At 44.1% G+C, this 26,842-nt stretch carries 19 protein-coding genes and 2 tRNA genes; 13 read left to right on the forward strand and 8 right to left on the reverse strand.

Annotated features, from left to right (window positions below; translation table 11 throughout):
* Window positions 1-668: 668 nt before the first annotated feature.
* The 4 genes from AACR75_RS10460 to hemL all read right to left on the reverse strand — a co-directional run bounded on the left by AACR75_RS10460 (window position 669) and on the right by hemL (window position 8,044).
* Window positions 669-4,058, reverse strand: a complete 3,390-nt coding sequence (locus tag AACR75_RS10460) for an ATP-binding protein (protein WP_047690224.1) — start codon at window positions 4,056-4,058, stop codon at window positions 669-671.
* Window positions 4,059-4,257: 199 nt separating this feature from the next.
* A complete protein-coding gene (gene rsmC, locus AACR75_RS10465; protein ID WP_047690089.1) occupies window positions 4,258-5,301 on the reverse strand; it encodes a 16S rRNA (guanine(1207)-N(2))-methyltransferase RsmC in 1,044 nt (347 codons plus the stop codon).
* Window positions 5,302-5,385: 84 nt separating this feature from the next.
* Window positions 5,386-6,471 carry an AI-2E family transporter gene (locus AACR75_RS10470; protein ID WP_017049774.1) on the reverse strand — a complete coding sequence of 362 codons (1,086 nt, stop codon included), beginning with the start codon at window positions 6,469-6,471 and terminating at the stop codon, window positions 5,386-5,388.
* A gap of 277 nt (window positions 6,472-6,748) precedes the next feature.
* Window positions 6,749-8,044, reverse strand: coding sequence for a glutamate-1-semialdehyde 2,1-aminomutase (gene hemL / locus AACR75_RS10475; protein ID WP_026028237.1), 1,296 nt, complete (start codon window positions 8,042-8,044; stop codon window positions 6,749-6,751).
* A gap of 322 nt (window positions 8,045-8,366) precedes the next feature.
* Here hemL and erpA point away from each other — a divergent pair, with 322 nt between their 5' ends.
* From erpA to AACR75_RS10490, 3 genes are all read left to right on the forward strand, one after another.
* Entirely contained in the window at window positions 8,367-8,708 is a 342-nt protein-coding gene (gene erpA, locus AACR75_RS10480; protein ID WP_026027518.1) for an iron-sulfur cluster insertion protein ErpA, read from the forward strand.
* 126 nt (window positions 8,709-8,834) lie between these two features.
* The gene (locus tag AACR75_RS10485; RefSeq protein ID WP_047690091.1) at window positions 8,835-9,941 is read left to right on the forward strand and encodes an efflux RND transporter periplasmic adaptor subunit; all 1,107 of its coding nucleotides are present in this window, start codon (window positions 8,835-8,837) and stop codon (window positions 9,939-9,941) included.
* 8 nt (window positions 9,942-9,949) lie between these two features.
* Window positions 9,950-13,048, forward strand: a complete 3,099-nt coding sequence (locus tag AACR75_RS10490) for an efflux RND transporter permease subunit (protein ID WP_017049778.1) — start codon at window positions 9,950-9,952, stop codon at window positions 13,046-13,048.
* Window positions 13,049-13,099: 51 nt separating this feature from the next.
* Here the strand turns inward: AACR75_RS10490 and AACR75_RS10495 are convergent, their stop codons facing one another.
* A complete protein-coding gene (locus tag AACR75_RS10495; RefSeq protein WP_017048386.1) occupies window positions 13,100-14,392 on the reverse strand; it encodes a peptidoglycan DD-metalloendopeptidase family protein in 1,293 nt (430 codons plus the stop codon).
* Between the two features lie 129 nt (window positions 14,393-14,521).
* On the opposite strand from AACR75_RS10495, the gene tyrS reads away from it, so the two are divergent.
* Both tyrS and AACR75_RS10505 read left to right on the forward strand, forming a co-directional pair.
* Window positions 14,522-15,709 carry a tyrosine--tRNA ligase gene (tyrS, locus tag AACR75_RS10500; protein ID WP_017043549.1) on the forward strand — a complete coding sequence of 396 codons (1,188 nt, stop codon included), beginning with the start codon at window positions 14,522-14,524 and terminating at the stop codon, window positions 15,707-15,709.
* Window positions 15,710-16,180: 471 nt separating this feature from the next.
* Window positions 16,181-17,026: a magnesium transporter gene (locus tag AACR75_RS10505; RefSeq protein ID WP_026027515.1), complete on the forward strand. Its 846-nt coding sequence runs from the start codon at window positions 16,181-16,183 to the stop codon at window positions 17,024-17,026.
* Here AACR75_RS10505 and dacB read toward each other — a convergent pair.
* A complete protein-coding gene (dacB, locus tag AACR75_RS10510) occupies window positions 17,005-18,447 on the reverse strand; it encodes a serine-type D-Ala-D-Ala carboxypeptidase (RefSeq protein WP_047690096.1) in 1,443 nt (480 codons plus the stop codon). The genes AACR75_RS10505 and dacB overlap by 22 nt on opposite strands.
* 99 nt (window positions 18,448-18,546) lie before the next feature.
* Complete coding sequence (gene ompU, locus AACR75_RS10515; protein WP_047690100.1) at window positions 18,547-19,542, reverse strand: porin OmpU; 996 nt, start codon at window positions 19,540-19,542, stop codon at window positions 18,547-18,549.
* 553 nt (window positions 19,543-20,095) lie between these two features.
* On the opposite strand from ompU, the gene greA reads away from it, so the two are divergent.
* The gene (gene greA / locus AACR75_RS10520; protein ID WP_047690102.1) at window positions 20,096-20,569 is read left to right on the forward strand and encodes a transcription elongation factor GreA; all 474 of its coding nucleotides are present in this window, start codon (window positions 20,096-20,098) and stop codon (window positions 20,567-20,569) included.
* 88 nt (window positions 20,570-20,657) lie between these two features.
* On the opposite strand, the gene yhbY is transcribed toward greA, so the two are convergent.
* The gene (gene yhbY / locus AACR75_RS10525; RefSeq protein ID WP_010318529.1) at window positions 20,658-20,954 is read right to left on the reverse strand and encodes a ribosome assembly RNA-binding protein YhbY; all 297 of its coding nucleotides are present in this window, start codon (window positions 20,952-20,954) and stop codon (window positions 20,658-20,660) included.
* A gap of 119 nt (window positions 20,955-21,073) precedes the next feature.
* On the opposite strand from yhbY, the gene rlmE reads away from it, so the two are divergent.
* The 7 genes from rlmE to AACR75_RS10560 all read left to right on the forward strand — a co-directional run bounded on the left by rlmE (window position 21,074) and on the right by AACR75_RS10560 (window position 26,840).
* Entirely contained in the window at window positions 21,074-21,703 is a 630-nt protein-coding gene (gene rlmE / locus AACR75_RS10530; protein ID WP_047690104.1) for a 23S rRNA (uridine(2552)-2'-O)-methyltransferase RlmE, read from the forward strand.
* Between the two features lie 98 nt (window positions 21,704-21,801).
* On the forward strand, window positions 21,802-23,751 hold the full coding sequence (gene ftsH, locus AACR75_RS10535; RefSeq protein ID WP_047690106.1) for an ATP-dependent zinc metalloprotease FtsH: 1,950 nt from the start codon (window positions 21,802-21,804) through the stop codon (window positions 23,749-23,751).
* A gap of 58 nt (window positions 23,752-23,809) precedes the next feature.
* Window positions 23,810-24,640, forward strand: coding sequence for a dihydropteroate synthase (gene folP / locus AACR75_RS10540; protein ID WP_047690108.1), 831 nt, complete (start codon window positions 23,810-23,812; stop codon window positions 24,638-24,640).
* A 22-nt stretch (window positions 24,641-24,662) separates the two neighbouring features.
* A complete protein-coding gene (gene glmM, locus AACR75_RS10545) occupies window positions 24,663-26,003 on the forward strand; it encodes a phosphoglucosamine mutase (protein ID WP_047690110.1) in 1,341 nt (446 codons plus the stop codon).
* Between the two features lie 263 nt (window positions 26,004-26,266).
* Window positions 26,267-26,602 (forward strand): preprotein translocase subunit SecG, encoded by a 336-nt coding sequence (gene secG / locus AACR75_RS10550; RefSeq protein ID WP_010318534.1) that lies wholly within the window; start codon window positions 26,267-26,269, stop codon window positions 26,600-26,602.
* Window positions 26,603-26,628: 26 nt separating this feature from the next.
* Window positions 26,629-26,712: transfer RNA gene (locus tag AACR75_RS10555), tRNA-Leu, on the forward strand.
* Window positions 26,713-26,766: 54 nt separating this feature from the next.
* Window positions 26,767-26,840 (forward strand) — tRNA-Met (locus AACR75_RS10560).
* The last annotated feature ends 2 nt before the right edge of the window (window positions 26,841-26,842 follow it).

The raw sequence follows: 26,842 nt of genomic DNA on the forward strand, positions 1-26,842 counted from the left end.
ACCTCATTGCGTGTTAACAAACCGGAGGAGTTGGTCAACATGAGTGGCCTGTAGACCTTTGGCAGGAGTAAGAAGACACCTTGGAGAGAAAATTATCAATTTGAATTCCCGTTAAAAACGTCAATTTGTAGAAAGTGATCGTTATAAACGTCAATTTACCATCTTTGGTTTGATTTTTACTCTCATTTAGGTCAGTGATCTGCCTCTCATACTCAATTCGATTAACTTATAGTTGTAAGCGCTCGCTATCTTTTTATCCCTTTATTTTTAATGTTTTTTTGTTTTTTTTGTATCATGAGATCTTGCTCACTTATAGTTTTATCGTTAATTTTTTTACTTAAATTAATTCTGCCGAATTGTTGTGATTCGGTTCGCAATCTGGATCTTTATTCATCTTCAATTGAAAATCTGCTGGTGAAATTGCCTAGAAATCAGTTTTTACTTCCAATTTTCATCATCATTTTGCCTCTTTTTTTCTATTGAGAAGTAAGGTTTGTAATATGCAGTGAATAAGGCGTACCAGAGTAATGGATGCTTGAGGTTAACATTGATTAAATTTAACTAGTCATCACTCTGGATGCATCAATGGGGTGGTTGTTCCGTTGATGGTCATGGAAATATAGTGATAAAAAAGCCTGCAGAGTGCAGGCTTAATGGTGTTGATGTACTTAGAGTGATGTCAGTAGCTTTTGCAATTTATCGCGCTGCGCTTCGATGTGAGAGCGTTCAGGGCCGTGCTCCTGACAATGATCAAGAATGTAATCTAACGAATTAAGAACGGTACGCCAGCGAGGTGTTTTAGGCAGTGTCTCGATACGTAAGTACTTGTCTAGTGTCCGAGTCTGTAATGTGCTTCTATCGAGATACACTCGCCATAGTCCACTCTGCTCTGCAAAGGTAAACTTGCTTTGGTTACTGACCCGTTCCCAGTAATCTAAAGCACTGGTCATTGCTTCAACCAGTACTTCGCGCATTAAATCTTGCTTAGATTGACTCTCTCCCGATACTTTGTCGGCGATACGAGTGAACTCGCCACCGAGTTCTTTGAGCTGCTGCAGTTTTTCTTTATCGCCTTCAAATGCGTAACTGGATAGCGCTTCAATTGCGGTTTCAAGGTTATTGATGCGCGCTGCATTGATGTTTCCACCCACGTTAAAGATGTACATAGCCTGCAACCCAGAGCCATCCGGTAGTCGTAACACATCAGCAGACATATGTTGACGTGTATCTTCGACATAGATATCGATATTACCGCAGTAATGCTCTTGCTCGACGACTAAGTATTTGGGGGCGATGAGTTCTTCCGCATTTGAGCGCTTTAGTTGTTCTTGGCTGCGCTTAAATAACCGAGCAGCCGCTTCGTTCGCAAAGCGGATTTTATGATCGTCTCGAATGCAAATAATGGCCTCAGGAGCGGATTCGAGCTGCTCTAGTAGACGGCCTTGGGTTTCCAATAAACTGGCCTCTACCATTGCTCTATGCTTCAGCTCTTGTTGCAGTTGGTTGTTCTCAATACGTCTTTGTTCAGCTTTGCTGGCCGTTAAATGCGCCGTAATACGTGCAGCGAGCTCTTGCTTATTAAAAGGTTTCGGTAAGTAATCGTTCGCTCCCGCTGCAAAACCACGAACTCTATCGTCAGTTTGATTTAATGCCGTCAACATAATGATAGGTAGCTCGGCATGATCGTATGTTTCTCTTAACTTTTCACAGACTTGGTAGCCGCTTAATCCTGGCATCATAATGTCGAGCAGTAGAAGTTCCGGTTTTTCTTTTTCGACCGCGCTAATGACTTCATTGCCATCTTTAGCGGTGCGGACTTGATAGCCTTCTAAACGTAGGAAGCTGTCTAGGACACGCAGATTGACGGGTTCATCATCTGCTATCAGTAGCACTGGGCCTTCTTTATTTTCAGGTAGTGAATGCATTTCAGGCAGTTCAATGTCTGAAATGGTCGGAGATTGGAAATGGCCAGCTTCCATATAGCTTGTCGACTCAATTTCCGCTTTTGATGCTAATGGTAAGGTAAAGCTGAATGTCGTACCGACCATAGGTTGGCTACTGACATAAAGCGTTCCTTGCATTAATTCGATCAATTGACGGCTGATCGAAAGGCCCAAGCCTGCGCCTTGTCGATAACGACTGGCATCTTGCCCTGCTTGAATCAGTGGTTCGAAGATGTGTTCAAGTTGTTCAGCAGGAATGCCTTGTCCCGTATCGACAACTTGGACACGAATCTTGTCATCAACCACATTGGCTGAAATGACAATTTTCCCTTCAGTCGTATATTTAATGGCGTTTCCTACAAGGTTATAAAGCACTTGCTCTAATCGTTGTGGATCGGCAGAGACCCAAATGCATTCATCAGGGATTTGGTTTATTACGCGAATGGGCTTTTTGTTGAGTAGATGGTTAGACAGCTCTAACACTAAGCGTGTTGCGCCGGATAGATCAACAGCACACTGTTTGATATCCAAGCTGCCATAGCGCATTTTATGGTAATCGAGTAAGTCATCGACCAAGTTTGTCAGCCGTTGTCCACTGCTGATGATTATGCCCAATTGATAACGATGATCGGCGGTGATAGTTCCACTTGACCCAGAGATCAGTGCTTCTGCAATACCGACCATACCGTGCAGCGGTGTTCTTAATTCATGTGACGTTGTGGCTAGGAATTCATCTTTTAGTTTGTTAGCGAGATGCAACTCATCGTTCTGTTTGCGGATTAATTGAATGTTGCTTTCGAGCTCTTTATTTTGCGCTTTAATCAGCTGCATTTTTTCTCGGATTGAACGCTGCATACGTTCAAAACTCACTGCGAGTCGACCAATCTCATCTTTACGATCGGTATTGATAACATTTTCATCTAAATCCCCAGCTGAGACTTTTTCTGCCGCCCAAGTGAGCTTCAGTAGGGGAGAGGTAATAAAATTAGAGAGATAATGTGAAGCGATGACGACTAAAATAATCGCGGTTAGCATGGCGAAAATAAATAACTTCTCAAGCTGATGAACTCGCGCATAAGCCTCTTTTTCTGGTATCTCTACGACCAAGGCCCAGTTGATATTTTTATTTGCAACAGGTGCATAGGCGGCAATGGTTTTCTCATTCAATGTATTGGTGTAAGTACCAACGGCACTCAACCCAGAAAGTGCAAGATTGATCACTTTTTGACTAGTCTCGATTTCTTGCTGCGTGTAAGAGAGTATTCGAGAATGATGATCTTGCCCGACGAGTAAAGTCCTTATTTGCGATGTCGCATTGGTGTCAGCAACGAGCTTTGTGATGCCATTGTTTGGTAGGCGGAACATGGCGTAGCTGTGCAGGTAGCCCTGTTGAATAATGGGCGCGCCAAGCCAAGCAACTGATTGCCCTTCTTGTTGTGAAAAATCAGAAATAATAACTGGTGTATATTCTTCATTGATTTTTCGTTGTTCGCCAACTTGCTGCTCTAACTGGCGGAATGTTTTACCCAGATTGCTATCTTTGTATTTTCCGGTCAGTAAATTCGTCCCATAGTTGTCGTGCTTATAAACGGAATAAACGACATCACCATCGAGATCCACCAGTAAAATATCGTCAAAATCAGAACGTTTAAGCAGTTCTAAATACGCCCAATGATAGCGTTTGTGCAGTAGGCGATACCGTTCACTGCCTACATAGCTGCTCGATTGTGGCAATATTGACGTTTTTATCTGATCACCAGAGCCAGGAATATAACGCTGCTGGGCATGCTCACGAGCTTGATCAATATCCAGACCAAGTCTTTGGAACGCATTGACTAAGCCGTAAAAGCGCCCTCCACTAGCATAAGCTAACTCTGAACGGACAAACCCCATCACTTCTGATTCTTTGGCCGTGAGGTAATCGAGAACTTGCTGTTGCTTAGTGTCTCTGACTGACAATAAGTGAGACGTGCTTTGTTCTTGAAGATCTTTAGTGTGTGATTGCAGAAAAAAAATGGCAGTCACAGTTAAAGGCGTGATGCTCAAAACGAGAAAAGCCAGCATAAGAGTATTTTGCAGGCGCTTAAATTTTTGCTTACGAGAGAACCTAAACATAGAAAAAGGCATTACTTTCCGTGAGGCTTTAACGACATGAGGTAGTCGTTAAAGTGAATGAAAAAAACAAAGAAAACCTAAAGTGACGAAATTAACGAGTTTTTTTACTTTGACAAGTAAGTCCTGTGGAAAGCGTGGTCACTAACGCAAAATTCGTAAAAATCATCCAGTTTAGTGACCAGTTGAGAGTGGATTACACTTATTGTTGCGACTTTTGTAATGTTTTTTTTGCGTGGTAAATGATGAATTTGTTAGTCTTATTTAACACCTCGCAATGACCATAAGCCTGTTCAATCAGCGGGGTATATTTAAGAAAACTGTTGGCCACAATAAAAAGTTCGCCTTTCACGGTTTGATGGCTTGGTGCGTTAGCCAGTAAGGCTTCTGTCGCACTATAGCTGGTCTCTAATCCGGAGTGGAAAGGGGGGTTTGAGACGATAAATTGATAATCTTTAGCGGTATCTGAGTAGACATCAGAGGCAAATACATTCCCTGATATGTTATTCGCTATCAAGGTTGCTTTGGTTGATTCAATCGCAAGCGCGCTGATATCGCACAGTTCAATCTCGATATCTGGGTTTAATGTGGCCATTACAGTACCCAACACACCAGCACCACAACCAAAGTCGAGAACTTTTCCTCTCAGTTTAGGTAGTGTATCGAGTAACAGTTGGCTGCCGAGGTCAAACTCGCCATGACTAAATACGCCAGGTAAACTTTTTACAATCAGTGAGTGTTGCTGATACTGCACCTGATAAGTTTTGAACCAGTCTGCAATTTGGAAGCTTGGTGGCTGCTGGGTGCATTGCCCCCAATAGAACGAACAGCGTCGAGCTGAATCATACTTTTTAACCACCCCATAAGCTGCAAACATTTTTTCAATGCTTTTTATGCCCGAGCGGTTTTCACCCACGACCACAATCTCAGTCTCTTTGCCCAGTTTGGCCAACAGCATCGCAAGCAGATATTCAGCTTCCTGCTTCGCTTTGGGCCAGTAAAGCAGAATCATGTCAGCATCGGTTTCTTGCTCAAATTGAGCGCCAAAATGACATGTAATTTGCGAATAGGATTCAAGTTGGCGGTAGTAACCATAATGAGTGGTGAACACCGAAACAGAGCGACAATGATTAGCTAACTCTACAGGAAATAAATCCTCCGCTTCTCCAGCCACTAAAAGATGTTTTCCTTCGAAATAAGCAAGCTGACGCTGGGCAATTTGACTTGGTGCGGTGTAACTGGACATAGTGGGCTCTGCGCTAAAAAAAGAGGGGCAGATTCTCGCACAGTCTGCCCCTTGCTTCTAGCTTGATCGTCAGTAAGTCAAAAGTTAGCTATTATCTTGTTGATTGAGAAAACCTTTAAACTCTTCCTCATAAATATTAAACAGCACCATAGTGATGGCAAAAATGAGTGGGCCGTAAATTAACCCAATCAGGCCAAACAGCTGAATACCACCGAGCAGAGAAAAGAAGATCATTAAGGTGTTCATGCCCGCGCTCCCTTGCATTAAAAAGGGCCGCAATAAATTATCAATTGAGCCAACAACTATAACGCTCCAGAGGGCCAAGAATATGCCCCATGTGCTATCTCCGGTTAGAAAGAGATAAACAGTGGCTGGAATCCATATCAGAGCAGTACCGACAACCGGAATAAACGAAGCAAACCCCATCATGGTGCCCCAAAATAACCCAGGGAAACCGGCGAGCCACATACCAAACCCACCCGCAAAGCCTTGCGCTATTGCGGTTAAAAATGACCCCATGACAGCCGATTTGGAGACTTGCTCAATTTCGCAGAGCAACCTGTCTTCTTGACTACGCGACAATGGCAAGATGTGCCTAAGAGCGCTGATGAGCTTATCGTGATCACGGAGTAGGAAAAACAACACGAACAGCATTAAGAAGAAATCCATCAAAAAACTGGTCGCATCACCCAGCACTTTTGCGCTAATACTGACCAAGTTGGTGCCAAATGAACTGGCAAATTGCCCCACTTTTTGTGCGATTTGTTGTGGCTGAATTTCATCAAAGGGCAAATATTGATTCGCAATGGCGAGTCCTTTGACAATCCAAGGATGAGCAAAGGCGGTTTGAATGCCACCATGGGTGACCCATTGGTACATGTTCTGAGAAAATACCGACCCTTGCTGCACAATAGCAGCAAAGACAAACAGCAGTGGAATCACAATAATAAACGTCAAAATAATACACGAGAGAAACGAGGCGGTATTTTTGTATTTGGGGATTTTTCGTTCGAGCCACTCATGAATGGGAAACATCAATAACGAGATGATGAAAGCCATCACAATCGAGTTGATATAAGGTGCAATCAACAGATAACAAGCAATAGCCGCAGCGACAAGTGCCGCAATGAGCACCCAGTGGCTAGAGGTGATTTTCACTTTTTCTGACACGTTGTTAATCCAACCTTGTAAAGTAATAGGGTTATAATGACTGCAAATCAGCGTGTTATCAATGAGGAACTGATGAGATGGGATGTTGTGATAATGAAAAAGGGTGTCAAAACCAGCATAAAAAAAAGTTGAAGCTACCGTGGTTTGCCATCAGCATGATGGCGTTGGTCGTTTTAGTGATTTATTACTGGCAATGATAGCTTGCTTATTGAGTCTGAAATGAATAAAGGGCTGATCTACAGCCCTTTATAATTATGATGAGTCTGCCTAATGGTGCTTATTCCGCTTGAGCTGCCATCATCGCAAAGCAGCGATCGGCCGCTTCTAATGTCGCTTCAATTTCTTTGGAGCCGTGCGCCAAAGAAGTAAAACTTGCTTCAAAAGCTGAAGGCGCTAAATAGACACCATGATCGAGCATCAAATGGAAGAAGCGCTTGAAACGTTCAACATCACATTTTGCGACTTCTTCATAACAGGTGACGCGTTCTTGATCGGTAAAAAAGAAGCCGAACATGCCACCAACTTGGCTGACCAGCAAAGGAATACCGTGTTTGTCTGCGAGTTCTTTGAATCCATCAGCCAATTGCTTTGTTTTGGCCGCGAGACGTTTTTCATTGCCTTCTTCTTTTAGAAGCGTCAAGCAGGCATAACCCGCAGCCATAGCCACAGGGTTACCTGATAGCGTACCAGCTTGGTACACCGGGCCCGTTGGAGCGATGTATTGCATCACATCACGGCGTCCACCAAAAGCGCCAACAGGCATACCACCGCCAATCACTTTCCCTAGCGTTGTTAAGTCTGGTTTGATGTTGTAGTAAGCCTGTGCACCACCTAGTGCAACACGAAAACCTGTCATTACTTCATCAAAGATCAGCAGAGCGCCTTCTTGGTCACAAATCTCACGTAAGCCTTCATGGAACCCTTCTACTGGTGGAATGCAGTTCATGTTGCCCGCGACCGGTTCGACGATAATGCAGGCTATTTGGTCTTTATTGGCCGCGAACAATTCACGTACAGATTCTAAATCATTAAAAGTGGCGGTCAGTGTATGTTTAGCAAAATCAGCAGGCACACCAGGAGAGCTTGGTTGGCCTAATGTTAAGGCGCCAGAGCCTGCTTTTACTAGCAAACTGTCCGCATGACCGTGATAGCAGCCTTCAAATTTTAAAATTTTATCGCGCCCAGTGAATCCACGAGCTAAACGAATGGCGCTCATCGTCGCTTCGGTACCGGAACTGACCATACGCAACTGTTCCATCGATGGAACCAGCTCAGAAACTAATTCTGCCATATCGATTTCCATCTCGGTCGGCGCACCAAAACTGAGACCGCGCTGCGCTGCGCCTATCACGGCTTCACGAATGACCGCATGGTTGTGGCCTAGTATCATTGGCCCCCAAGAGCCGACATAATCAATATAAGCTTTGCCATCAGCATCAAAAATCAACGGGCCGTCTGCGCGGTCGATAAAAATCGGCGAGCCACCAACTCCGTTAAAAGCACGTACAGGAGAGTTAACTCCACCGGGGATTGCACGTTGTGCCTTTTGATAAAGCTCTGCTGATTTGGTCATGGATTTATCCTCTTCTGCTTGTTCGGACCAGTTGGTGTCGCATTGTATACCCAAACTCACCAAAGACACTTTTTTTCACTCATTTTCTGAGCCCATTCACAGCCAAATAAGCGCCGTATAGTGTACAACTCACGCGACAGTGAGTGTTTTTTCAGTGCATAATGCCTCGATAGTTGGAGTTTTAGCTTAAGTGACGGTGAATACTTGAACGAATAGGTCAGGTATTAGATAATCATTGCATTATTAAAAAAGAATCACCTTTACAGGCATAAGTTAAGCATAATAAGTCTGACAGGTATTAACACGAGTGAGAGAGGCCATCGTGAGTGAAGTAAATGTACCATTGTCATTTTCTGATACTGCAGCACAACGCGTAAAAATGTTGATTGCTGAAGAAGAGAATCCAGCGCTAAAACTGCGCGTTTATATTACTGGTGGTGGTTGTAGCGGTTTTCAATATGGGTTTACCTTTGATGAAAATGTAAACGATGGCGATACCACAATAGTTAATAGTGGCGTGACATTAGTGGTTGACCCGATGAGCTTACAATATTTGATAGGTGGCATTGTCGATTACACAGAAGGCCTAGAAGGCTCTCGTTTTTTTGTCAATAATCCTAATGCAACAACAACATGCGGTTGTGGTGCATCATTTAGTGTTTAACTAAAAAAGGTTCGATGCACAATTAATCTACTGTAGCTAATTAAGCTTAATAGCCCTACGTATTTGGATGTTATGTAGGGCTTTGCCTTAACCTTAAGAAGGCAAGAACATAATAAAGGATTATTTATGCCTGATACCAAAATCAGCCGTTCATCTATTGGCCGCTTTTTTTCGCAACGACCTTGGCTACTCTCGACGATTTTTATCCTACTTCTCTGTTTTTGGTTAGGTTTTGGGGCATTGAAAGCGGAAGAGCCCCGGCAAACTGCCAATGACACCATTCCTCTTGCGAAAGTTATTTACCAATCTTTTGAGGCTGAATCGACCGATAAGCATATCGATCTTTACGGTCGGACCGCACCTAATCGTCAAGCTAAAATTGGTGCTGAAATCGCAGGGAAAATTACTCAAATCTCGATAGCAAAAGGGCAGCCTGTCAATAAAGGACAACAGATCGTCTTAATTGATCAAGCTGATCTAGCGGCTCAATTAGAGAGTGCGCAAGCCTTGTTCAAACTCAAACAAAAAGAATTCAGTGCCGCTGAGTCGTTAAAAAATCGAGGTTTGCAAGGCGAAGTGGCCTTTGCTTCGGCGCAAGCCGCTTTAGCGGAAGCCAGCGCTGTGCAAAGTCGTGCCCAATTGGCTTTACGTAATACGTCAGTTGTGGCTCCCTTCGATGGCATTGTTGAAGACATATTGATAGAAAAAGGCGATTTTGTCGGAGTGGGTGACCCGATGATTACCTTTATTGATCTCAGTAAATTAGTGATAGAAGCGGATGTCAGCGAACGACACATCCAAAAAATCAAACAAGACCAAATTGCTCGTGTACGTTTTATCGATGGTTCTACTGTCGATGGCAAGGTTCGTTATATTTCTCGCGTCTCATCGCCTACCACCAACACGTTTGCTATCGAAGTGGAATTAGACAATCCCAATCAAACGATCCCCGCGGGTGTGAGCGCTGAAGTGGAGATGAGTTTGGAAACACAACTGGCGGTGAAAATCACGCCTGCCATGCTTGCGCTTGATGATCAAGGAAATTTAGGTGTTAAAACTCTGCAGCAAGATCGTGTTCGCTTCATCCCCATTCAATTGGTAAAAGCGGAGCAAGATGGTGTGTGGCTAACTGGGCTAGGGGAGACGGTGGATATTATCACCGTTGGGCAAGGTTTTGTTCGAGATGGTGATCAAGTGATTGCGGTCAAGAAACCTAACCACTCAGCGCAGTAGGGGGCGCCATGTTTTCTATTATTGATGCGGCGCTCTCTCGCTCGCGCACTATGTTATCGCTGCTGATTTTTATCTTGATCGCTGGCGTGGCGACTTATTTTTCGATCCCTAAAGAATCGAGCCCTGACATTACTATTCCTATTATTTATGTCTCCGTAAGTCATCAAGGCATATCACCGAGTGATGCTGAGCGCCTTATCGTGCGGCCCCTAGAGCAAGAAATGCGCTCTATTGAAGGCGTAAAAGAGATGACGTCGAATGCTTCCGAAGGGCATGCTTCTGTAGTTTTGGAATTTAACGTTGGCGTTAACCTTGATAAAGCGATGGCGGATGTGAGAGATGCGGTCAATTTGGCCGAGCCGAAGCTACCAGCAGACAGCGATGAGCCGACCGTGAACGAAGTAACATTGGCATCAGAGCAACCGGTATTATCAGTGGTGCTTTATGGCACTTTACCAGAGCGAGCTATCGTACAAATTGCAAGGCAGTTGAGAGACAAATTAGAAAGCTACCGACAAGTATTAGAAGTTGATATCGCTGGCGATCGCGAAGATATTGTTGAGATCATTGTCGATCCCCTATTGATGGAAAGTTACGGACTCGATCAAGGCGATATCTATAACTTAATCGCACTGAATAATAAAGTCGTTGCGGCGGGTTTCGTCGATACGGGCTACGGACGTTTTTCCGTAAAGGTTCCTTCTGTTTTTGAATCCTTGAAAGATGTGTTAGAGCTTCCGGTGAAGGTTGATGGTAAGCAAGTAATCACCTTTGGCGATATCGCGACCGTCAGACGAGCATTTCGGGACCCCGAAAGCTTTGCTCGTTTAGATGGCAAATCGGCGGTGGTGTTGGACGTTAAAAAGCGTGCTGGTGAAAATATCATCGAAACCGTTGAGCTGGTAAAAACGGTAATGGGAGAGGCGCAAAAACGGGAAGATTGGCCAAGTAATTTGTTGGTGAAATACACGTGGGATGAGTCGAAAGACGTTGAAATCATGCTCAACGATCTACAAAACAATATTCTGTCGGCCATTATTTTAGTCGTGATCGTGATTATCGCTATTTTGGGAATGAGGACGGCGCTGCTGGTTGGTATCTCAATACCAGGCTCATTTTTGACCGGATTACTAGTCTTGTCGGTGTTTGGACTAACCGTCAATATTGTCGTGTTATTTGCATTAATTATGGCGGTTGGCATGCTGGTTGATGGAGCCATAGTGGTAACTGAGTTTGCTGATCGGCGTATGCAAGAAGGTGTGCCGCGTAAAGAAGCGTATCGAGATGCCGCAAAACGGATGGCATGGCCGATTACCGCATCAACCGCTACTACTTTAGCCGCTTTTGCCCCTCTGCTTTTTTGGCCGGATATCACGGGCGAGTTTATGAAATACTTGCCTCTCACGCTTATCGCTACACTGGCTGCTTCACTGATTATGGCACTGCTTTTTGTACCTGTGCTGGGAGGCTTAATTGGTCGACCGCAACATGCTTCGGCTGCCAGTCAAGCACGGATGATTGCTTTACATGAAGGTGATTTTGCCCAAGCGACGGGCATCACCAAGCTCTATTATCACACGCTGGCTATCGCGATTCGTCACCCACTTAAAATACTGTTCAGTGCGATAGTGCTTGCGATTGTGATTGGCTTTGCTTATGCCAAAGCAGGGCTCGGTGCCGAATTCTTCCCAGAGGTGGATCCGCCTTATTTCACCGTTAAAGTTCGTTCTTATGGCGATCTCTCCATCCAAGAAAAAGACACCTTAATGCAAGAAATTGAGCAGGTGATGCTTGGCCATGAGGAATTTGAGAGCGTCTATACTCGAACGGGGGGAGAGGATGAAATTGGCCAGATTCAAATTACCCCTGTTGATTGGCAATATCGCCGCACCGTCAAAGCGATTATTGAAGAGCTTAAAAGCACCACGGATCAGTTTTCAGGGGTGGAAATCGAGTATAAATTTCCAGATGCAGGGCCACCGGTTGAGCATGATCTGGTGATTGAAATGTCGGCGCGTACTCCTGAAAATCTTAATGAGGCCGCTAAAATGGTCAGAAAGTGGGCTGATAACAATCCCGCGTTGACTAATATCAGTGACACCTCAAATAAAGAAGGAATTGACTGGCGAATTGATATTCGACGTGATGATGCCTCTCGATTTTCAGCCGATGCGACATTGGTAGGTAACACAGTGCAATTTGTGACTAATGGACTAAAAATTGGTGACTACTTGCCTGATGATGCAAACGAAGAGGTCGATATTCTGGTTCGGTACCCAGAGGATAAACGAGATATTGGTCGATTTGATCAGTTGCGGGTCAACACACCCGCAGGTCTGGTGCCGATAACCAATTTTGCGCAGATAAAACCGGATCACAAACAAGATACGATCAAACGGATTGATGGTCGACGGGTTATCGATATTATGGCGGATCTAAAGGAAGGGTATAATCTGGCCCTTGAATTGCCCAAAGTTACTCAAGCATTGTCGGAACTGAATTTACCTAATGGGGTGGAGTTTAAATTACGAGGACAAAATGAAGAGCAGGAACATTCCTCAGAATTTCTAAAAAATGCCTTTTTGATTGCGCTGGTGGTGATGGGGTTAATTCTGGTTACGCAATTTAATAGTTTTTACCAAGCATTCCTCATTTTAAGTGCAGTACTGTTTTCAACGGTCGGAGTATTTGCAGGTCTGCTGATTTTCCAAAAACCTTTCGGCATTATTATGTCAGGTATTGGGGTCATCGCCTTGGCCGGCATCGTGGTGAATAACAATATCGTATTGATAGATACTTATAACCAACTGATACGCAGAGGCTTGTCAAAACAAGAGGCCATTTTACGCACTGGTGTTCAGCGTTTAAGGCCCGTTTTATTGACCACAGTGACGACTATTTTAGGGTTATTGCCAATGGTACTGGAGATGAACATCGACTTGATTAACCAGAAAATTGAGTTTGGTGCTCCCAGCACGCAATGGTGGTCACAACTCGCCACGGCCGTTGCGGGAGGCCTTGCTTTTGCTACTGTCTTAACGTTAGTGCTGACGCCTTGCTTGTTGATGTTGGGGCGTAAGGAACCACCACCTACTCTCGAAGAGTAATCTGCTCAATCTTACACAATGAGGCCCACATTATTGGTGGGCCTTTTCTTATTATTTATTGGCATAGAGTAATTGGCTATAGCGTTCTAGCTTCCCAAGCCTAATTTGAGCATTGGCGATAAAGGTGGTTTTTGCTTGGCCCGTTAGGGATTTAGATTGCGGTAAAGAGACCGTTCTTGGGTTTTTGTGTACACCGTTGACCAAAAATTCATAGTGGAGATGAGGGCCGGTGACTCTTCCTGTCCCTCCTAAAGTACCAATCGTTTGTCCTTGCTTGACTCGTTGACCAGTTTTGACCATACGTCGTTGTAAGTGTAGGTATTTGGTAATGTAGGTGTTGCTGTGACGAATAAACACATAATTACCATTAAATTGGTTGTAACTTGATTTCTCAACCACACCATCGCCGGCGGCCCAAATTGGGGTACCAACTGGCGCGGCATAATCGGTTCCTCTGTGTGCGGTGACTTTTCCTGTGACGGGGTGGCGACGCACAGGATTGAAATTCGATGTCACGCGACGAAAATCGATCGGCGAGCGTAAAAAGGCCTTTTTCATGGCCCGGCCATTTTCGTCATAGTAATTGCCTGTTGCATCGTCCAATATTGCTGTGAATGTCGTACCTTGGTTGGTAAAGGCGGCGGCAATGATATTTCCGCGGCCAATTACCTCACCTTCCACCACCTTTTCTTGGAATAGCAGCTTAAATTGGTCACCTTCACGAATATCTAACGCAAAATCCACATCCCAACCAAATATACCCGCTAACTCCATGATTTGGTTTGCCGTTAAACCCGCGCTTATCCCCGCATTCCAAAAATTTGAAGTAATGATCGCTTCGGCATAGTTGTACTGGAACATCAGCTCTTTTTTATCAAACTCAGAAGTAAAGCCATCGCCCGATTTAGTGATACGAAAGGTTTCAAAGGCGCTAATAATGCGATTGAGTTGAACAAGTTCATTATTTTCATCAAAGCCAAATTGCAGCTCATCTCCTGGCTTAAGTCGTGAAAGCTGGCTGTCAATATCACGATTTGTTGCCGTGAGTTGATAGAGTAAGCGAGCCGAAAGCCCAATTCGCTGAAATAATACGGCGGCACTTTCCCCCGATTTAACTTGATAAGTTTCCCAACGCAGCATGGTGGAAGGCGAGATAGATATTCCCGGAGAGAGTGCTTCTGCGTTAATGGTTAATGGATAATGGCGACCAATTTCTAGACGATTTGGATCCTGAGCGAGATCTTCAGGGTTTGGTAGAAATAGCAGCGCGAAAACCATGAGTGCGCTTAAAAAGGCGATGAGGATTCGATGCACCCAAGGGAGACGAGCGAAAATTGAAAGCATATTTAGGTTCGTTTAGTAAATTATAAAGAAATTAGCCGGTTCGTTAGTCTAACTGGTTTCAAAAAGCATCGCTATTCAAGTAAGATGTTCAACTATTAAATTTTGCCAAATCTGTAGGAGTGAACAAGAATGGCGAGTATTGAAGCGGCTTTAGCTGAAATTAAACGCGGCGTTGAAGAGCTAATCCCAGAAGATGAATTGATCGCGAAACTGAAAGAAAACCGTCCACTGCGCATTAAATTAGGTGCTGATCCAACGGCTCCAGATATCCATCTTGGACATACGGTGATCCTCAATAAATTACGTGCATTTCAAGATTTGGGCCATGAAGTCACCTTTTTGATTGGTGATTTCACGGGTATGGTTGGTGACCCAAGCGGTAAAAATACCACGCGCCCACCGCTCACCCGTGACGATGTTTTGCGTAATGCTGAAACCTATAAGACACAAGTGTTTAAGATCCTCGATCCGGCTAAAACGAAAATTCAGTTTAACTCTGAATGGTTGTCTCTATTGGGTGCGGAAGGCATGATCCGTCTTGCATCGAACCAAACAGTGGCACGCATGCTAGAGCGCGATGATTTCAAAAAGCGCTACGCTAATGGTCAGCCTATTGCCATTCATGAATTCATGTATCCACTCCTACAGGGTTATGATTCAGTCGCAATGGAGACAGATGTTGAGCTTGGCGGTACTGACCAAAAATTCAACCTATTGATGGGCCGTGAACTGCAAAAAGCACATGGTCAAAAACCACAAGTTGTCTTGATGATGCCACTGCTTGTTGGTTTGGATGGCGAGAAAAAAATGTCCAAATCAGCGCACAACTACATTGGTGTCAGTGAATCGCCAAGTGAAATGTTTGGCAAAATCATGTCGATCTCTGACACATTAATGTGGAGCTACTACGAGCTGCTTTCTTTCCGTCCATTGGAAGAAGTCGCACAGTTCAAAGCTGATGTTGAAAATGGCACGAACCCACGCGATCTCAAAATCTTGTTGGCGAAAGAGATCATTGCACGTTTTCACTCTAAAGAAGAGGCGGATGCGGCTGAGCAAGAGTTCATCAACCGCTTCCAAAAAGGTGCGATGCCAGAAGAGATGCCAGAATTTGAATTTGCAGCGGGTATTGCTATCACTAACCTGCTCAAAGAGGCGGGTTTAGTGGCTTCAACGTCTGATGCGATGCGAATGATCAAGCAAGGCGGTGCCAAACAAGATGGCGAAAAAATCGACGACAGCAAAAATGCACCAGCCGCGGGGACTTATGTTTACCAAGTCGGCAAGCGTAAGTTCGCACGAGTTACTGTTAAGTAAAAATCACAGTAAAGTGAACCGTCTATTCATCAAAGCGCCTAAGGGCGCTTTTTTACCGGGCCTGATCTTGGCATATTAAAATCTTCAATCTGAATGGTGTGGTTGGGTATGCGTGAAATTGGAACGCATTGGATGCAAAGATCAGAGTGTATTTCGCCAAAGGCTTTGGTACAATTTGCGCACTGCTAATTGAGCAGTACTTTCGGAGATTTTTATGAACAATACCGACCATCCCCCTAGTATGAAGGGAGAAAAATAACCGCTTTCGGTATTGGCGATCTTCGCTCCTACCTTCAGTGGTAGGGCTTATCTTTTCTGATTTACTCCTCTCGATTTTTCTCCTGCTCTCTAGTTTGAAATGAAAACTTATCTGTGAATTACATTGATGAACAATGACGTCATTGCTCATGAATATATTGCATTTGGGTATCATTTCGATGGTCGTTACCTTTGCCAATCGGGAGATTCGCCATGACGGTAATGAGCAACATTTATATTGAAAATTCACCTAACTTTTCTTTAGAAGAGATTGGTGCGGCTCGTAATGCATTTTTGCAGTACGAACAGCAAAAACAGGTACATTTATTGGCAGTGATGCCTATCGAAGAGGCAGTGGCGATTTTACGTCACTGTACTATTGGTTATGTTCAGCAACTACTCAGTGAATTAGATAAAGGGGGCTATGACATTCGCGCTCGCCATTACGCTAACCAATTGGGGTTTATTTACTCAGAAGTTGAAACGGCGCAAAGCTATTTAACCACTAGCGTGATTGAACATGTGAAGCAGCGTATTGGCTGGATTATTGTATTGGCACTACTTGGTATCGTATCCGGGCTGATTATTACCCAGTACGAAGATACATTGAGCCAGCTTGTGCTCTTGGCTGTGTATATGCCTGTTATTGCCGCTGCAGGTGGGAATACTGGCTCGCAAGCTGCGACGTTAGTCGTGCGTGCGTTGGCGGTTGGTGAATTACGCAAACGTCAATGGTTGCGTGTATTATGGAAGGAGTGCCGTGTTGCGGTTTGCCTTGCGTTGGCTATCTCTGCGGTGATGGTGGCTCGCATTATGTTGTTTAGTGATGCCAACTCAACCGGAGGCTTTCCACTAGAAAACATTGCGTTTGCAATTGCGGTTGCGCTCTTTATCCAAGTCACTATTTCTACGACGATTGGCGGCTTATTACCTATTGCTGCGCGCGTTTTTAACTTAGATCCTGCGGTATTAGTTAGCCCTGTACTGGCTTCTATCGTCGATATTTCGGGTATGTGGATCTACTTTAACGTGGTGAACTATTCATTAGGACTGAGCTGACTGAACTTAACGACATCTTCAAAGAAGAGCGTCTCAAATTGAGCAATTGGGGCGGTAACACTAGTGTTATCGCCTTGATCTTGCGGATAATAATCAGTGATGAATTGAACAAATAATGTACTCGGTTTTCCTTGTTTATCTAAACCGAAGCCCGCCATGTTATGCGTTCCATAAAGCGAACCACTTTTGGCAATCAGCTGCCCTTGTATAGCTTGGCCACGCATACTACGTCGGTACTGTAAGGTACCGGATTCACCTGCTTTAGGCATGATATCAATAAGCTTAAGAGTTTGATTATTAATCCAAATGTAATTCAGCACATCCACCATATTTTGTACTGAAAGGCGGTTGTTACGTGATAAACCCGAACCATCAGCCAACTGAGCTTGTGCCAAGTTGATGCCTGTTCGAGAAAAAAGGATCTGCTTGATCGCCTCGGTGCCATTACTAAAACTGCCGGGTTGAATAAAAAAATGCTGGCCAAGTGTTTTGGTTAAACTGTCAGCAATCAAATTGTCAGACTCTTTAAGCATCATTTCTAACAACGGGTACAGTGGCATAGATTGATGTGTTGCTATCAATGAACCCTTTTCTATGCTCAGTTCATCTTGCTTTACACCCAGCTTAACCTCGCCTAGTAATTCAATGCCCATTTGTTTGAGTTGCTTATAAATCATACGCGTGGCGTATAAGTTTGGGTCTTGCACGGCAAATTTTAGTGGCAGAGGTTGTGTTCGCTCGGCCAAACAGCCGTCGAGCTGGTAATGGTTCTGCTCTGAAGTACGCAGTTCTAAATCACAGCGAGCGCTCTCTTGTTCAGTCTTAGTAACACTTCTTGCGTAGCTGGTCACGTGAATGGGATAGTGATCAGGCACATAAACCCGAGTTTTCCCGTTCGGCTGCGTATAAATAGAGGCTTGCACACAATTACCATCCAGAGTGATTGCACTTGATGGGGCGCTATAGCATACCCCCAGAATATCCCAAGGTGATCCAACCGCGCGGTCGTAACCTGAAAAGGCTGAATTATCTAACCAAAGGTTGCCTTTTATTTGTGAGATGCCCTGTTTTTTTAGCTCGCTGAGTAGCTGCTTCATATCTTGGCTGGTTAACGTAGGGTCGCCAGAGAAGTGAATAACAATGTCATCGCCATGTTGAGTTAGCTGAGTCGTGAAGCGAAATTGTTCGCCAAGCTCTAGCGTGGCGGCAAGCGCGGTGAGCATTTTTAAAGTGCTGGCAGGAGGGAAAAGCGCTTGCATGTTATTAGTATCTTGAAAAACCTGTTCAGTGGCTAAAGAGTGAACGAATAAACCCACCCGAGTACCTTGTGGCAGTGTTTGCAAAGGCGTATACGCCAAAGTCGATAAAGGAAAGAAGAACGAGAGGATGAATAAAAAAGCACTGCGGTTTAATAAGAGCATAACACGGCATTTCAGGGCGGAGTGTGCATACAGTATAGCGAGATAAAAAAACGCCTGCTAGCAAGCAGGCGTTTTAAATCTATGACATTAAGCCAAGAATTAGAAGTCGTAACGTAGACCTAGTGCTAGTTCGTCTTCAGATTTAGCTTTACCTACTTTGTCTGAATCAAGTAGGTTGAAGTTGTAAGAGATGTACGAACGGAAGTTAGGTTTGAAGAAGTAAGTTGCATCAACTGCAAAGTTATCAGCTTCATCTTTTTTAGCGCCAGAATTTTTAGACTCTAGGTAGTTGTAAGTAGAAGTGAATACAGCTTGACCCATAGTGTATTTTGCTGCTAGCTCATAACCAGTTTTATCTGTTTTGCTATTTGCTGCTTTGTCTTGACCATCAACAAAAGTACCAGCGAAGTAGAAATCAGAGATAGCGTAAGACGCTGCTAGCATATATTGATCAGAAGACGCATTCGCTGCTGTATCTTGATCTGCGTAACCCGCACCTAGCTTAACGCCAGTGTCGCCGATTGCGTAGATAGCTGATAGAGAGTAGCCATCTGCATTGTTGTCTGTGATTGCAGACGTGCTTTCTTGACGGTCAGCAAAACGGTAGCTTGCTTTAACGCCTAGATCAGCAAATTGACCTTTATAAGCAACCATGTTGTCTACGCGGTCTGCTACAGCGATTTTATACGCTGCTGAGTTGCCGTGGTAAGCCATGATATCAGTAAAGTCAGTGATAACACCTAGCGCGCCGTCGTTTTTACCGTAAGTCACTTCACCGAAATTACCGCCGATACCTGCATAAGTGTAACGGTTGTCTAGGTTATTATTTGACTTGTTTTCGCCTTGGTCGTTAGTAGTGAACTCACCTTCGTAGAAACCAACACCGTATAGGCTGTCGTTGATCGCTACTTTACCTAGGAAGTTTAGACGTACGCGTGATGCATCGTCCGCTTTGCCATCTTTAAGAGAAAGACGTGCTTCTGCGCGGCCGCCCATTTCTAGAGATGTACCGTCTTGGTTGTATAGCTCACCAGCATTTACACCAGTTACTACTGCAGCAGCTGATACTGCTAAAGCAATCAGAGTTTTGTTCATCTTATTAGTCCTAATTTACTGTCCATAAATATTTTTATTTGCGACGTCTATATCGTCCTTCGAGTGCTTTTTAGCATTGAGTTGCATATGTTGGGTTTTGTAAACCTTCACTAACGTACAACCAAACGTTACTAGCATTTCGTGTTCTACTTTTTACTCTTAAGTTCCGAAATTAGTTAGTAAAATGATATAAAACAGGTTTATGAACACCGTTTTATTTCGTGTAAATAAATATCAAGTCTTTGTTTTTTATTTGTTTTATTGGTTTTTATCAACTGGTCCGAATAGTTTGTTTTTTATTTTTTTTTAGTGAAGTGGGTCGGTTTTTTGTGCGAAAACATTCGTGAAAATGAGCTTTGTGTCTGTTTTTTATCACTTTCCCCTAAACTCATTCACAGAAACCTGACAGGGGTCACGTGTGATTTAAGATGATTTAGTCACGAAGTTTGATTACACTGATTAGCAACTATGTTAATCCATGTACTACCTAACCTTTGTTGTGTTGGGTAGTTTTGTTTTGCCCAAATACGAATTTTGGCATTAGAGGTATAAAATGGAAAAAGTTCCAATGACAGTTCGTGGTGAACAATTGCTGCGCGAAGAGTTAGATAGGCTGCTAAAATTACGTCCACAAATTACCCAAGCTATTGCAACCGCACGTGAACTTGGCGACCTAAAAGAAAATGCGGAATATCACGCTGCTCGAGAAGAGCAAGGTATTTGTGAGGCTCAAATTCGTGATATTGAATATAAGCTATCTATTGCTCAGGTGATCGATATCACTAAAATGGAAAATACAGGCAAAGTGATTTTTGGTTCAACAGTGACATTGATTGACAGTGATACTGATGAAGTGAAACGCTACCAGATTGTGGGTGAAGATGAAGCTGAGATTAAATCTGGGCGCATTTCTGTCAGCTCACCGATTGCCCGCGGTTTGATCGGTAAAATGGAAGGTGATGAGGTGATTATCGCTACTCCCGGTGGTGATAAAGATTTCGAAATCGATAAAGTTGAATACCTCTAATTCATTTCAACAACAATCAAAAAGGTCGCAGTGTGCGACCTTTTTTTGTCTGTATCCATCAGAGTCAGAGCGTCGATAACGCGACTGATTACTTACGAGGGATCTCGATTTTACGTTGCTCGGTTTGACGAAATAGTACGAGAATCTTACCAATGGTTTGTACTTTTTCTGCGCCAGTCTCACGCACGATAGCATCGATAATCAACTGCTTAGTTTCGCGATCTTCGGATGCTACTTTCACTTTGATCAGTTCGTGGTGGTTGAGGGCAATCTCGATTTCCGCTAGAACAGCCTCAGTGAGTCCATTCGCGCCCATCAGTACAACAGGTTTCAAACTGTGTGCTAGGCCTTTAAGGTGCTGCTTTTGTTTGGTGCTTAGGTTCATTATGCGGCCAATTTTATTTAATATAAGGGTTGAAAAAAGCTATTTTAACGCCATCTATCCCTGAAGACTATATTTTCTACCATACTTTCTTGGATGGAAACATTTCAGTTAGGAATCGAATGAGTAAACAGAAGCATTCGGCCAGCTCTAGTCGCTGGTTGAAAGAACATTTTGATGATAAATACGTGAATGAAGCCAAAAAGAGAGGTTATCGTTCGCGTGCTATTTTCAAAATAGAAGAGATTCAAAATAAAGATAAACTGCTTAGGCCAGGAATGACTGTTGTGGATTTAGGGGCGGCTCCCGGTGGGTGGTCTCAATATTCAGCGGGTATCGTCGGTGATAAAGGCCGAGTGATCGCGTGTGATATTTTGCCGATGGATCCTATTGTTGGCGTTGCTTTCTTACAAGGCGATTTTCGTGAAGAGGCCGTGCTGGACGCACTATTAGATCGTATACAGCCTGATATGGTTGATGTGGTGATGTCAGACATGGCACCTAACATCGCCGGAAATAATTCGGTTGATCAGCCAAGGGCAATGTATTTGGTTGAACTAGCTCTAGATATGTGTCGACAAGTTCTTACTCCAAATGGTAGTTTTGTGGTCAAGGTTTTTCAGGGAGAAGGCTTTGATGATTATGTCAAAGAAGTTCGAAACCTGTTTAAAGTCGTGAAAATAAGAAAACCAGACTCTTCGCGAGCTCGCTCAAGAGAAGTCTTTGTTGTAGCCACTGGTTACAAAGGTTAACGTTTTTGCTGTACAAGGCATAAGTTAACATATGGCTACAGGTTACAAACTGTAGTACCCTACCTTTAATTACAATTAGTTATCGCGAGGCTTACACCTTGAGTGATATGGCAAAAAATTTAATTCTGTGGCTAGTTATAGCTGTCGTTTTAATGTCGGTATTCCAGAGCTTTGGCCCTGGTGATAGTAACGGCAAAGCAGTGGATTACACCACGTTCGTACAGGAAGTTGGCCAAGGCCAGATTCAAGAAGCTCAATTTAACAATAGTGAAATTTCCTTTACTCGTAGAGGCGGCGGTACTCGCTATGTAACTTACATGCCCGTGTACGATCAAAAACTGCTTGATGATTTGATTAATCAAAACGTTAAAGTACAAGGTACACCACCAGAAGAGCAAAGTTTGCTCGGGACCATTTTTATCTCTTGGTTCCCAATGATCCTACTGATCGGTGTTTGGATATTCTTCATGCGTCAAATGCAAGGTGGCGGTGGCAAAGGTGCCATGTCATTTGGTAAGAGCAAAGCTCGAATGATGAGTGAAGAGCAAATCAAAACCACGTTCGGTGATGTGGCTGGTTGTGACGAAGCGAAAGAAGATGTGAAAGAGCTTGTGGATTACTTGCGTGATCCGAGTCGCTTCCAAAAACTGGGTGGGAAAATTCCAACGGGTGTTTTGATGGTTGGTCCTCCTGGTACAGGTAAAACATTACTGGCAAAAGCAATTGCTGGTGAGGCGAAAGTACCGTTCTTCACTATATCTGGTTCTGATTTCGTTGAAATGTTTGTTGGTGTCGGTGCATCTCGTGTACGTGACATGTTCGAGCAAGCGAAAAAGGCTTCACCTTGCATCATCTTTATTGATGAGATTGATGCTGTAGGTCGTCAACGTGGTGCTGGTGTCGGCGGCGGTCACGATGAGCGTGAGCAGACTTTAAACCAAATGTTGGTTGAAATGGATGGTTTTGAAGGCAATGAAGGCGTTATCGTCATTGCGGCAACTAACCGTCCAGACGTTTTAGACCCAGCATTGCTGCGTCCGGGGCGTTTTGACCGTCAAGTGGTGGTCGGTTTACCTGATGTTCGCGGCCGTGAACAGATCTTGAAAGTTCATATGCGCAAAGTACCTTTAGCTGGTGATGTTGAACCTTCATTGATTGCTCGCGGAACACCGGGTTTCTCTGGTGCCGACTTGGCGAACTTAGTGAACGAGGCGGCGTTATTCTCTGCTCGCGGTAACAAACGCAATGTTTCAATGGTTGAGTTTGAGTTAGCAAAAGACAAAATCATGATGGGTGCTGAACGTCGTTCGATGGTGATGTCTGAAGAAACTAAAGCATCGACAGCTTATCATGAAGCAGGACACGCCATTGTTGGTCGTTTGGTACCTGAACATGATCCTGTTTATAAAGTATCGATTATTCCACGTGGTCGAGCTTTAGGTGTGACGATGTACTTGCCTGAACAAGACAGAGTTAGCATGTCGAAGCTGCATCTTGAGTCTATGATTTCAAGCTTGTATGGCGGTCGTTTAGCGGAAGAGTTAATTTACGGCCCAGAAAACGTTTCAACTGGTGCATCAAACGATATCGAACGTGCGACAGCCATTGCTCGTAAAATGGTTACTCAATGGGGCTTTTCGGAAAAACTTGGCCCATTGTTGTATGCAGAAGATGAAGGTGAAGTCTTCTTAGGGCGCAGCGTGACTCAAACTAAGCATGTGTCTGAAGATACTGCTAAGTTGATTGATGACGAAGTTCGTAAAATTATTGACCGCAACTATGATCGTGCGCGTAAAATCCTTGAAGATAATATGGATATTATGCATGCAATGAAAGATGCGTTGATGAAATACGAAACGATTGATGCAGGCCAAATTGATGACTTAATGGAGCGTAAAACCGAGATTCGCGAACCTGCAGGTTGGGCTGATCAAGCCAAAGCTCAAGCAGAAAAAGCGGAAGCGGAAAAAGCTCAAGAGCCAAAAGTAGAGCCAGCAGCAGAAGACGAAGTAGCCACTGAGTCCTCAGAAAAGAAAGATGCTGAGTAATCGTTAATATTCAAATTAAACCCCGAGCTTTCTCGGGGTTTTTGTGTTTTAGAGCAAAATGAAGATTCAAACCCCAACAAAGACACTTATCCTCGATCGTCCTCATGTCATGGGTATCTTGAACATGACTCCGGATTCATTTTCCGATGGTGGAAAATTTAACGCGCTAGATTTGGCACTAGAGCATGCCGATACAATGATTGCCGCAGGTGTCAGCATTATTGATATTGGAGGGGAGTCAACTCGGCCGGGGGCTCCAGAAGTGACTCTCGATGACGAATTATCTCGTGTTATTCCTATTATTAAAGCTATTCGTGCAAAGTATGACGTCTGGATTTCAATTGACACCAGTAAAGCTGAAGTGATGCGTCAGGCGGTTGAGGCTGGTGCTGACTTGATTAATGATGTTCGTGCACTGCAAGAGCCGGGGGCATTAGAGGTTGCGGCTAAAGCACAAGTGCCTGTCTGTATCATGCATATGCAAGGCCAGCCACGAACGATGCAAACCAGTCCACATTACCAAGATGTGTTAGCGGATGTTAAGCTCTTTCTAGAAGATCGAGTCGCAGCGTGCGCGCGCGCGGGGATCGCGCGTGCAAATATTATCCTCGACCCCGGTTTTGGATTTGGCAAAACCATTGAGCATAATTATTATCTGCTTGCACATCTAGACGCATTTCATCAGCTAGGTTTGCCGATATTGGCTGGGATGTCTCGTAAGTCAATGATTTTTAAACTACTCAATAAAAAACCAGCTGAATGTATGGTGGCGAGCGTTACCTGTGCAGCTGTAGCTGCAATGAAAGGTGCACAGATTATTCGTGTCCATGATGTGAACGAAACCATTGAAGCAATGAAAATAGTACAAACCATTATTCAAAATAGTTAACAATAATAATTAAGGAAAAATCATGTCTGACAAAAGACGTTACTTTGGTACAGATGGTGTCCGCGGTAAAGTTGGACAGTATCCTATCACTCCCGATTTCGTATTAAAACTTGGCTGGGCGGCTGGACGTGTATTGGCAAAACAAGGCACGAAAAAAGTCATTATTGGTAAAGATACGCGTATTTCAGGTTATATGCTTGAGTCGGCTCTAGAAGCGGGCTTAGCCGCTGCAGGATTAAAGGCGATTTTTACCGGACCTATGCCGACGCCAGCTGTTGCTTACCTGACTCAAACCTTTCGTGCCGAAGCGGGGATCGTTATCTCAGCGTCGCATAACCCTTATTACGATAACGGCATCAAATTCTTCTCATCCGAAGGGACTAAATTACCTGATGAAATTGAATTGGAGATCGAAGCTGAATTGGATAAACCGATTGAGTGTGTCGAGTCTGCCGAACTTGGTAAGGCTTCACGTATGGTCGACGCTGCAGGGCGGTATATCGAGTTTTGTAAAAGTACCTTTCCATCGCAATGGAATTTATCAAAGCTGAAAATCGTCGTTGACTGTGCTCATGGTGCCACCTATCACATCGCGCCTAATGTCTTTAAGGAACTTGGCGCTGAAGTGATAGCAATGGGGGTTGAGCCAGATGGTCTGAATATTAATGACGAAGTTGGAGCAACGGATGTCCGCGCGTTGCAACAGCGCGTTGTGGCAGAAAAAGCAGATTTAGGACTGGCATTTGATGGTGATGGCGATCGCTTAATTATGGTTGATGAGCTTGGCAATAAAGTGGATGGAGATCAAATTGCCTATATCATCGCCCGTGATGCCCTGCGACGTGGAGAATTAAAAGGTGGTGTTGTTGGAACGCTAATGACAAACCTTGGTATGGAAAACGGCTTAAAACAGTTAGGTATCCCTTTTGTGCGAGCGGCGGTTGGTGACCGTTATGTGATGGAAAAATTGCTGGCAAAAGGTTGGAAAATTGGCGCAGAAAATTCAGGGCACATCATACTGCTAGACAAAGTGACTACGGGTGATGCGATTGTTGCGGCGTTGCAAGTTCTTGCTTCCGTTGTGGGCAGTGAAATGTCGCTCAATGAACTGGCTAAAGGCATGACGCTTTACCCGCAGGTTTTAGAAAACGTAAGTTTTAGTGGTGATTCCAACCCATTAGAAGCCGAAGCGGTAAAAGCGGCTGTAGCTGCCGTAGAAGCGGAACTTGGTAACCAAGGTCGAGTCCTGTTGCGTAAATCAGGTACTGAACCTTTATTGCGCGTGATGGTGGAAGGGGAAGATGCTGAGCTAGTAAAAAATTCAGCATTAAAGATAGCTCAAGCGGTTAAAGATAATTGCTAACCAGGCAAATAATATGAGTTAACCTAGGATTTCATGACCGTAATTCGGCTTGAAATCTTATGGTTAGCTATACACATAGGGTGTTGTTGCCCTTTTTTTAACCGCTTGAAGCATAAACTCCATTTTTTTATAAAATACTCCTTGTCAGCATGGGATGCATTCGTTAGTATTGCGTCCGCCTTCGTTGAGGAGGTCGCTAGCCTTGTTCAAGTCAGTTGATAAGAACGGCGCTGGCTCAACTATTTGGAACATAGGTGGAAGTAATGTTTACAGTTCTACTTGTGATTTACCTGTTGGCAGCGCTTGGTATCATTGGCCTAGTGTTAATTCAACAAGGTAAAGGCGCAGATATGGGAGCCTCTTTCGGTGCTGGCGCGTCAAACACTGTGTTTGGTGCTAGTGGCTCAGGAAATTTCCTAACCCGAATGACTGCAATTTTTGCAACCGTATTCTTCATTCTTAGTTTGGCATTGGGCAATTTGTCTACGCATAAAACTGAATCACAATGGATTGACCCAACTAAAGGTCAAGTGATTGAGCAAACTACGGATACAGCGAGTGACGTTCCAGTAAAATCTGGTGACGAAATCCCGCAATAACTTATCTTAGATAAGTACAAATAATTGCCGAGATGGTGAAATTGGTAGACACACTAGCATGAGGTGCTAGCGCCTTAGGTGTGAGGGTTCGAGTCCCTCTCTCGGCACCATTATTTACAAACTTGTAAATCACTTGATAGAGCGTATAATGCTCGCAAGTCGGACGCGGGGTGGAGCAGCTTGGTAGCTCGTCGGGCTCATAACCCGAAGGTCGTCGGTTCAAATCCGGCCCCCGCAACC

It is taken from the genome of Vibrio sp. ZOR0018 (assembly GCF_963865925.1).
GTDB classification, from domain to species: domain Bacteria; phylum Pseudomonadota; class Gammaproteobacteria; order Enterobacterales; family Vibrionaceae; genus Vibrio; species Vibrio anguillarum.